Below are 1,913 nucleotides of genomic sequence, written 5' to 3'. Positions count from 1 at the left end.
TTTCAGCATATTTCTTAACTGTCAACAAAGATATTTAAAAAAGAAAATATTATTTAGAGAAGGGATGACTTTGATAAAGATATTATTTTAATAAAAGTTTCAAGTGCCTTGTTGACATTGACGCAGAAACAGAATTCCAGATCGGGATAATAACTGTCCTCTCTCTGTCGGGCAAATGAATTGCAAAAACAGGAGGAAAAAGAAAAGGCGTAGGGGTCATTCCTCCACGCCTTCATACTCAAAGAACTGTGCAGCTGTCATACATTTTGGATGTTCCATATCGAGACTTAAAAAGTCTTTATCTCCGGTCAGTATCACATCTACATCGGAGACAATGGCGGCATTCAGTATTGGCTGGTCTTTTGCATCACGTATCAGTTTTTCCGCATGGTCAACTGCAGGGATCAGCTCATAAGACATTTCTGCAAGCAATACTTCTGCATCCGGCAGATATTTGGGTGCCTTACGGTTCAGGATGTCCCGCAGCTCTGCTATATTGCGGTCACAGAGAACCATTTCGTGGTTCTGGGCTATATAGAGCAGAGCTTTTGCGGGCTTTGACCGGGGAAAGAGCAATGCAGAAAAAAGGATGTTTGTATCAATCAGAATCCGCATGATTATCTTTCCTTTCCGTACCGTATTTCATTCACAAGTGCCTGAATATCATCTTCATTATAGATACCCATTTCCTCAGCGACACCGGAAAAGGCAGCCTGGGCTTTGCGGATTGCCTGAGCTGAGGCATTGCTGACTACAATTTCACCATTTTGCTTCTGCAAAAACAGAATTTTATCACCAGATTTCAGACCGAGCAGACGGCGGATTTCAACCGGAACTGTGATCTGACCGTTTGAAGAAATTTTTGCAAGGTTCATAAAATCATCCTTTCTATTCTTGAAATCTAAAGAAAACTTGAGGTTAATTCTATTATATCCAATTCAAGGTGGAAAGTAAACGGAGTAAAAGAAAAATTATAAGAAACTGATCAATTCAGTGCTGCTGGCTGCTTAAGGATTGCGAAGCTGGCAGAGAAAGGAGAACTCAATGAATAAAACGACAGATATGAAAACAGAGAGCAATACATTTACAAAAAGGATCGGGCAGACAACCTATGTTGTCCGATTCCATTACAGTGAGAACGCAAGAGAGACGATGCAGGAGAAAATTAACCGGATGCTGGTGAATGAAGTTAACCGTTCGGACTTCATGGAAATGGAGAAAAAAATGGCTGAGTAACTTAGTGGTTGTAACAACAAAGAACGTAATCATCAGTATTTTAGCTGTTTTATCACTAATTTGACACGAAAAAGTGCCTTTTTTGATGAAAAAACTATTGACATTTTGTTTCAGGCAAGACTGCGAAATCTATTTTGATTTCTGTTGGTGTTCGTCTGGCAGCGTTCAATCTGAAACAGATCGCCAACCTGACCTGTACGGACGAACTGGACTTATACAGTATCGGGGAGAAAAAAGTAGCACTGTTTTGCTGTATTCCGGATGCGGACACCAGTATGAATTATCTGGTCGGCATGATTTACAGCAATCTGTTTCAGACACTGTATTATGTGGCAGACCGGAAGTACGGAGGAAGGCTTCCGATTCCGGTACACTGCATTATGGATGAATGGCCAAATGAAACACAGTTATAAAGATGACGATGTTGCATAGGAGCGCAAAGGAAGGATGTAATAATTCAAAATGTATCGTTCCCAATTTTTTTATTCATTCATTTTTTTGATATCATTCTTGCTTTACCCTCTTGAAAAATCAAAGCAAATATAGTATAATATCCTGACTTTTGCAAGAAAATAAGTATAAAATACCCGTCAAGCCCAATAAATACAGGGCCTGGCGGGTTTGCCATTTTGTCATATTTTCATGGCGTTTTTTCCTTTGGAATGAAAAAAGTGAAA

General features: G+C 39.6%; 4 protein-coding genes. 2 read left to right on the top strand and 2 right to left on the bottom strand.

All coding sequences use genetic code 11. The features are described from left to right. Positions 1 to 216 precede the first annotated feature (216 nt). Together JQM81_RS13390 and JQM81_RS13385 are read right to left on the bottom strand one after the other, a co-directional pair. On the bottom strand, positions 217 to 615 hold the full coding sequence (locus JQM81_RS13390; protein ID WP_235234316.1) for a putative toxin-antitoxin system toxin component, PIN family: 399 nt from the start codon (positions 613 to 615) through the stop codon (positions 217 to 219). Between the two features lie 2 nt (positions 616 to 617). After that, complete coding sequence (locus JQM81_RS13385; protein WP_235234314.1) at positions 618 to 875, bottom strand: AbrB/MazE/SpoVT family DNA-binding domain-containing protein; 258 nt, start codon at positions 873 to 875, stop codon at positions 618 to 620. Between the two features lie 169 nt (positions 876 to 1,044). Here JQM81_RS13385 and JQM81_RS13380 point away from each other — a divergent pair, with 169 nt between their 5' ends. Beyond that, positions 1,045 to 1,236, top strand: a complete 192-nt coding sequence (locus tag JQM81_RS13380; RefSeq protein ID WP_235234312.1) for a transposon-encoded TnpW family protein — start codon at positions 1,045 to 1,047, stop codon at positions 1,234 to 1,236. Between the two features lie 131 nt (positions 1,237 to 1,367). After that, positions 1,368 to 1,649, top strand: a complete 282-nt coding sequence (locus tag JQM81_RS13375) for a type IV secretory system conjugative DNA transfer family protein (RefSeq protein ID WP_331473165.1) — start codon at positions 1,368 to 1,370, stop codon at positions 1,647 to 1,649. Positions 1,650 to 1,913 lie beyond the last annotated feature (264 nt).

The organism is Faecalicatena contorta, assembly GCF_021531895.1.
In the GTDB taxonomy this organism is placed as follows: Bacteria; Bacillota; Clostridia; order Lachnospirales; family Lachnospiraceae; genus JAFBIX01.
The sequence above is the reverse complement of the archived record's forward strand: the minus strand, read 5'-3'. Positions and strand labels throughout refer to the sequence as shown.

What these genes read in the sequence shown, in the direction of transcription:
- JQM81_RS13390 (WP_235234316.1), bottom strand. Translation starts at nt 615, where the DNA reads ATGCGGATTCTGATTGATACAAACATCCTTTTTTCTGCATTGCTCTTT.
- JQM81_RS13385 (WP_235234314.1), bottom strand. Translation starts at nt 875, where the DNA reads ATGAACCTTGCAAAAATTTCTTCAAACGGTCAGATCACAGTTCCGGTT.
- JQM81_RS13380 (WP_235234312.1), top strand. Translation starts at nt 1,045, where the DNA reads ATGAATAAAACGACAGATATGAAAACAGAGAGCAATACATTTACAAAA.